The following is an 8,004-nucleotide window of genomic DNA, read 5'->3' as shown; positions in this document are numbered from 1 at the left end:
TCGAACGGCTGGCCGGCCATTACTCCTACCTGCTCGGACAACTGCTGGCCCAGCCGCAAGCCCCAATCGCCGCCCACCGGCTGCTCGGCACCGAAGAAACCGAACAGCTTCAGACCTGGAATGCCTGGGTGAAGCCCTACGATGCCCGCACCCCGGTGCACGAACTGATCCGGCGCCAGGCCGAGGTGCAGTCCGAGGCGATTGCGCTGATCGCTGATGACGGTACCTACCTGCGCTATGCCGAACTGGAGGCCCGGGCCAACCGGCTGGCGCACCGGCTGATCGGCCTGGGTCTTCGCCGGGAAGACCGGGTAGCGCTGCTGCTGCCGCGCGGCGTGGAGACGATCGTGGCGATGCTGGCGGTGTGGAAAGCGGGCGGCGCCTATCTGCCGCTCGACCCCGAACAACCGCCGGCACGCCTGGCCGAGCTGATCGCCGAGGCCGGGGTGCGCGTGGCGATCACGCAATCCGCGTGGGCGATGACGCTCAGAGGAGGCGGTGCCGACGTCAGGAGGCGCATCGATCGCGATCTCACCGAACGGGGAGCTGGCCGCGTTGAAGACGCGAACGCGGGGCTTCACGCGCGTTCAGCCCCGTCTATCTGGCTGATTCTCGACGAAACCGACCTGGCCACTCAACCTACCACGCCGCCCGAGGTGGCCATCCACCCCGAGCAGCTGGCCTACCTGATCCTGACCTCCGGCTCCACCGGCACCCCCAAAGGCGTGGCCGTGGCGCACGGGGCGTTGAGCCGGCACATCCAGGCCGTCGGCGACCTGTACCGCTACACCCCCGCCGACCGGGCTTTGCATCTGGCCGCCTTCACCTTCGACGCGGCCCTGGAGCAATGGCTGGCGCCGCTCTGCCACGGTGCCGGCGTGGTGCTGGGCGATAGCCGCGAGACCGGCGAGGCCACGTTGGCGGCGGTGCGCACGCACCGCGTAACCGTCGTGTATCCGCCGACCAGCGCCTTGCTGCAGCTGGCCGAGGCCGTCCAGGCACGGGGCGAGACGCTGGCGCTGCGCATCGCCTGTGTCGGCGGCGAAGCCGTCTCAGCCGCCGCTTTGCACACGCTCCGTACCGTGCTGCGGCCGGAGCGGATCATCAACGGCTACGGCCCGACCGAAACCGTCATTACCCCGCTGGCCTGGCCGGCCGATGACCGCCCCCTGACCGGCTACGCCCCCATCGGCACCGCCCTGGGCGAGCGCAGCCTGCACATCCTCGATGCCGACCTCAACCCGGTGCCGTTGGGTGCGGTCGGCGAACTGTACATCGGCGGCCCGTGCCTGGCGCGCGGCTATCACCACCGGCCCGGTCTGAGCGCCGAACGCTTCCTGCCCGACCCGTTTGCGGGGGACGGCGGCCGCCTGTACCGCACCGGCGACCGGGTGCGCTACGGCCAAGACGGGGTGATCGACTATCTCGGCCGCGCTGACCAGCAGCTCAAACTGCGCGGCTACCGGATCGAACCCGGCGAAATCGAAGCCGTCCTGCGAACCGTGCCCGGCGTCGACGACGCCCACGTGCTGCTGCGCGAGGACGACGGACGGCGCTACCTGGCGGCGTATCTGGCCGGCGGGACCGCTCCGGCTGCCGCGTTCCCGGAACACGAGGCCATGCCGCCGACCGACGCCCAGCTCAACGCCGCGCTGGCCGCACGGCTGCCGGCCTACATGATCCCGGCCCGCTACGTCCGGCTGGCGCAACTGCCGCGCACCGCCCACGGCAAAATCGACCGCCGCGCCTTGCCGCTGCCCGAAGCCCCGGAACGGCCGGCCCCGCAAGCCCCGGCCACCGCGGCCGAAGCGGTGCTGGTTAAGCTGTGGCAAGACCTGCTGGGGTGCCAGGACCTCGGCATCCACGACAACTTCTTCGAACGGGGCGGCGACTCCATCCTCTCCATCCAGCTGGTCAGCCGCGCCCGCGCCCACGGCCTGGGCTTCACCCCCAAAGACCTGTTCCAGCACCAAACCATCGCCGGCCTGGCCCCGATTGTGCAGCGCTTGAATCAAGACGCTCAGCAACAAGCCGAACACGCGCAAGGGCCGGCGGCCGGCCCCGCGCCGCTGCTGCCGATCCAGCAGGGGTTCTTCGAACAAACGCTGCCCCAGCCCGCGCACTGGAACCAGTCGCTCTTGCTCAACACCCGAGCGCCGCTCGACCGGGCCGCCCTCGAACAGGCCCTGCAGGTGTTGGTCGAGCATCACGACAGCCTGCGCCTGCGCTATAGCCAAAACCAGGGCCGCTGGCACCAACACTATGCCGAACTGCAAACGGCCGAAGCCCGGTTGGAACACCACCACGCCGCCGATGCCGCCGCCGTGACCGCCATCGCCCAGCAGGCGCAGCGCAGCCTGAACCTACAACACGGCCCGCTGTTCAAAGCCGTCGCGATCGAGGTTGCCGACGGCAGCCAGCGGCTGTTGCTGGTGGCCCATCACCTGATTGTCGACGCGGTGTCCTGGCGCATCCTGCTGGAAGATTTGCATCACCTGTACACGCAAATCCGCCAGGGCCAAACGCCGCACCTGCCCGCCAAAACCGCCCGCTACCCAGCCTGGGGCCGGGCCCTGCACACCTATGCCCAAAGCCAACGGCTGCAAAGCCAGTCGGCCTACTGGCAGGCCCAAACCGGCCATTCCAGCGCCTCCTGGCCCTGCGATGAGCCGGCAGGCCGGGCCGAAAGCCGCGACCGTGCCGAGCGCACGCTGATCTTAACGCCCGAGCGCACGCAGCAGTTGGTGCACGCGGCCCCCCGGGCCTACCGCACCCGCCTGCCGGACCTCTTGCTGGCCGCCCTGGCGCAGACCCTGTGCGAATGGACGCGGCAACCGCATAGCCGTATTGCCCTGGAAGGCCACGGCCGCGAAGCCGACCTCCTCCCAACGGCAGGCCAACCGGCCTTAGACCTGAGCCGTACGGTCGGCTGGTTCACCAGCCTGTACCCGGTTACCCTGAGCCCGCAAGCCACCGTGGCCGCCACCCTCAAAACGATCAAGGAGCAGCTGCGGCAGGTGCCGGACCGGGGCCTGGGCTATGGAGTATTACGCTACCTGTGCTCGAACAGCCCAGCGGCAAAGGATGCCCAGGACGATGCCAACGTCAACCCCGCCAAGCCGCCGGTTTTGTTCAACTACCTCGGCCAGCTCGACAGCAGCTTCAGCGAAGACGCCCTGTGGCAGCCGGCCGAGGAAGACAGCGGCGACGAACGCGACCCCAAGGCGCCGTTGGCTTACGAACTGGAACTCAACGGCGAAATCTACCGGGGCCAACTGCGCCTCCACGGGAGCTACAGCCGCGAGCGCTACGCCGCGCAGACGATCGACCGCCTGCTCGACCGCTACCAGTGGCATCTGGAGCGCCTGCTCGACCACTGTCTGAAGGCCGAGCCCGGCCTGACCCCGAGCGACGTGCCGCTGGCCGGCTTAAGCCAGGCCCAGCTCGACGCCCTGCCGGTCGAACACCGCCGCATCGAAGACCTCTACCCCCTCTCGCCTCTGCAGCAGGGCATCCTGTTCCATGCGCTGCAGTACGGCGAACAGGACCCTTATTTTTACCAACGGATATTTGCACTGAACGGCACGCTGGATGTGGCGCGTTTTCATGCTGCCTGGCAGTCGGCGGTCGATCGCCATCCGGCCTTGCGCTCGCTGTATTTATTCGAAGACGTCCAGCCGGCGCTGCAAGTTGTCTGCAAAACCCGAAGCGTCGATCTGCGCCGGGCCGATTGGCGAGGGCTTGATGCCGAGCGGCAGTGGCAGCAATTGAATGCATGGCTGGCCGGCGAACGTAAACAAGGATTCGATTTCGCCGGCCGGCGCGGCTTCGAGTTGTCGTTATTGCGGGTCGCCGATGCCGCTTGGTGGCTGGTCTGGAGCCATCACCACATCGCCTTGGACGGCTGGAGTATGGGGCTGGTACTGCGCGACGTGATGCGCGCATACCACGGCGAAGCGCCGATTCACCAGCCGGATTATGCCGATTACCTGCGGTGGCTGGCGTCTCGCGATCACAACGCCGCGCTGGCATTCTGGCGGGAATCGCTGAACGGGCTCGACGGCATTGCCCCGTTACCGTTGGCGGAGGATCCAGCGCCGGCTGGCGAGCGCGGCAGCTACCAGGAAATCGAAACCAGCCTGTCGCCGGAAGAAACCGGGCAATTGCAGGCCGCAGCGCGCCGCCACGGCGTGACGGTCGGCACCTTGTTGCAAGCTGCGTTTGCGTTGTTGCTGGGCCGGCATGGCGGCGGCGAGGCGTTGTTCGGCGTTACCGTGTCCGGGCGTTCGGCCAACGTGGACGGCATCGACGAAATGGCCGGCTTGTTCATCAATACCTTGCCGTTGCGGGTTGGATTGCCCGGCGCTCAGGATGTGAGCGCTTGGCTGCAAGCGATTCAAAATCAAGCCGCGGCGATGCGCGATTACGAATTTACCCCGCTGGCGGAGATTCAGCGCGCTGCCGGTTGCGAAGGGCAACATCTGTTCGAGGCGATTTTGGTGTTCGAAAACTATCCCTTGGACGAGGTGTTGAAAAACCAACGCGACGGCCTGCAAGTCGGTTTGCTGGACGACGAAGCGCCGGCCGGTGTGCTGCGCCACGACCGCGGCCGCAACAATTACCCGTTGAGCCTGATTGCAGGACTCGATAACCGCCTGCATTTGACATTGTCCGGCGAACGTCGGCGCTTCCAGCCGCGGGCGTTAGAGCGGCTTGCGGAGCGTTACCGTTACCTGTTACAGCAATTGACCACGGCGGACGCCATCAAAGTCGCCGATCTGCATCTGCAGCCGTTACCGGCTTTGCCGTCGGCCTTGGCCGATGCCGAAACCGCGCTGTTGTCAGGCGGGGATGCTTTGCGCGGCGAATTTAGCTATCCGGATGTTCTTGCGGCTTGGCAAAGCCATGTTGCCGCACAGCCTGACGCAATTGCGGTGCGCGACAACCGCGCCAGCCTGAGTTATGCCGAACTGGACAGCGCCGCCGAACGTCTGGCCGCGGTGCTGCAAGGCATGGGTGTCAAGGAGGAAACGGCGGTCGGCGTGCTGTTCGAACGTTCGATTCAATTGCCGCTCAGCCTGTTGGCGGTATTAAAGGCCGGCGGCGTGTATTTGCCGCTCGATCCTGCTTTGCCTGACAACCGCTTGCGCGAATTGCTGCGCGACAGCGGGGCGATAGTGCTGTTGGCCGGTGAATCCGATGCCGCACGTTTCGCCGATTGCGGCGTCGCACTGTTGAATCCGGATGCCGTCAACCGGAATAACGATGCAGTCGAATTCGTGCCGGTGCCGATTCATCCCGAGCAAGCCTCCTACCGCATTTATACCTCCGGTTCAACCGGCCAGCCCAAAGGCGTGACGGTCAGCCATACGGCATTAAACCGGTATTTACAAGGTGTGCTGCCGCGTCTGGCCTTGCCGCAGGCCGCAACCCTGGCGATGGTTTCGACGCCGGCTGCCGACCTCGGCCATACCGTATTGTTCGGTGCGTTCTACAGCGGCCGGACTCTGGTTTTAATCGATGCCGAAAGCGCGGCCGATCCCGACCGTTTCGCCGCGGCCATGCGCGAACACAAGGTCGATGTACTGAAGATTGTTCCCAGCCATTTGCGCGGCTTGCTGCAGGCGGCCGAGCCGGCGGCCGTATTGCCGAACCATGTGCTGATATTGGGCGGCGAGGCCTGCGACGCCGAATTGCTGGCCGGCGTGCGGCGCTTGAAACCGGACTGCCGCATCGTCAACCATTACGGCCCGACCGAAACCACGGTCGGCGTACTAACCCACGAAGCCGCGGCCGCCGCCGATCCCGTACCGGTCGGTACGCCGTTGGCCGGCGTTTACGCCTATCTGCTCGACGCTGATCTGAATCCGCTGCCGAACGACGTGCCCGGCGAACTGTACATCGGCGGCGGCAGCCTGGCGCGTGCTTACCACGGCAAGGCCGGAGCCACGGCCGAACGGTTTCTGCCCGATCCTTTCCGTTCCTGCGCCCGCATGTACCGCACCGGCGACCGCGCCGTATTGCGCGGCGGCCGGCTGGTATGGCTGGGCCGCGCGGATGACCAGATCAAGATACGCGGCTATCGGGTCGAGCCCGGCGAAATCGCTAAAGTCTTGCGCAGCCTGCCGGGCGTCGCCGATGCGCTGGTCATTGCCGAGCCGAACGACCGGGACGGCCGCCTGCAACTGTTGGCCTATGCGGTTGCCGAGCGCACAGCAACTTTGGATGCCGAGAGCCTCAGCGAGCAATTGGCCGGCCTGTTGCCCGATTACATGCTGCCCGCGCATCTGACGCTGCTGGAGGCGATTCCGTTGACTGCCAACGGCAAAGCGGACCGCAAGGCGCTGCCCCGGCCGCAAGCCAAGGCCCGTGCCGGCGTGGCGCCGCGCAACGACACTGAAGCTAAGCTGGCGGCGATCTGGCAAACCGTATTGAAACGGGAATCGATCGGCGTCACCGACAATTTCTTCGAGCTGGGCGGCGATTCGATTCTGAGCCTGCAAATCATCGCCCGTGCCCGCAAACAGGGCATCAAGCTGACGCCGAAACTGTTGTTCGAAAAGCCGACCATCGCCGAACTGGCGGCGGCTACGGCCGCGCCGGCTGCCGAAAACAAGCCGGCGGCTATTCCGCGTCTTGCGCTTGACGGCCCGCGCCCCTTGTCTTACGGCCAGGAGCGGCTGTGGTTCTTGGCGCAGTTGCAGCCGGAGAGCACGGCTTACCACATCAGCGGCGGCCTGCGCATCCAAGGGCCGCTCGATGAGAACGCGGTGCGGCAGGCCTTTGAATGTCTGGCCGAGCGTCATGCCATGTTGCGTACCCGTTTCGTAATCGTGGACGGCAAGCCGATGCAAGCAGCCGAGGCGAATGTTCCGGTGCCGTTACGGGTTTTGGTGGGCGCCGATGCGGCCATCGACAATGGATTTAAAGACAATACGCCGTTCGATTTCGCCGCCGGGCCGTTGTGGCGAGCGGCGCTGGTCAAGCACGGCGAAAGCCGCCGCGAATTATGGCTGACCATGCACCATATCCTGGCCGACGGCTGGTCGGTCGGCCGTTTATTGGAGGAATTCGCCGAACTGTACGCCGCCGCGGTCGAAGGCCGCGAGGCACGCCTAACGACGCTGGCGATCGAATACGCCGATTACGCCGCCTGGCAGCGGCAATGGCTGGCGGCGGGCGAGGGCGAACGGCAGGCGCGTTACTGGCAACACCTGCTCGGCGGCGAGCAGCCGGTGCTGGAATTGCCGTTCGATTGCGCCCGGCCCGAACGCATGTCGGGAGCCGGCGCCGCACAGGCTTTCGTCTTGCCTGCCCAAGTTGCTCAACGCTTAAAGCAGTTGGCCGCGGCCAGCGAAACCACGCCGTTCACCGTATTGTTCGCGGCATTCGCGGCCTTGCTCTACCGCTACAGCGGCCAGTCGGATATTCGTATCGGCGTGCCGGTCGCCAATCGCCAGCGCCTGGAAACCGAGCCGGCGGTCGGCTTTTTCGTCAATACCCTGGTGGTCAAGGCCGAGTGCCGCGGCAACCTAAGTTTCAAGCACTGGCTGACGCAGGCCAGGCAAACCGTGTTGACGGCGCAGGAGCATCCGGATTTGCCGTTCGAACATCTGGTCGAGTTGCTGCAGCCGGAGCGGGCTTTGAACCGCAACCCGCTGTTCCAGGTGCTGTTCAACCACCAAAAACGCGACCTCAATGCATTGAAAACCCTGCCGGGCCTCAGCGTCGAACGCATCGACACCGAGCCGGCCGCCGCGCAATTCGATTTGAGCCTGGCGACCGAGGAAGACGCCGACGGCGTGTTCAGCGGCACTTTCGTCTACGCTGCCGAATTGTTCCGGGCCGAGACGATTGTCCGTCTGAGCGAACGTTTCCAACGCTTGCTGACCGACTGTCTGGCCGATCCCGGACTGCCGCTGGCTGCTTTGAACTTATTAAGCGACGCGGAACGCGTGCGCCAGATGTCCTGGAACAAGACGGCGGCGGTCTATCCGGCAGGTT

General features: G+C 65.8%; 1 protein-coding gene. It reads left to right on the top strand.

Annotated elements, in window-relative coordinates; all coding sequences use genetic code 11:
• Positions 1–8,004, top strand: an 8,004-nt coding sequence (locus JJL52_RS20870; protein ID WP_202054458.1) for a non-ribosomal peptide synthetase, incomplete at both ends; no start/stop codon positions are given.

Source organism: Candidatus Methylomicrobium oryzae, assembly GCF_016745425.1.
Classification (GTDB): Bacteria; Pseudomonadota; Gammaproteobacteria; order Methylococcales; family Methylomonadaceae; genus Methylomicrobium; species Methylomicrobium oryzae.
Note: the sequence above shows the minus strand (reverse complement) of the source record. Positions and strands in the feature narration are given on the sequence as shown.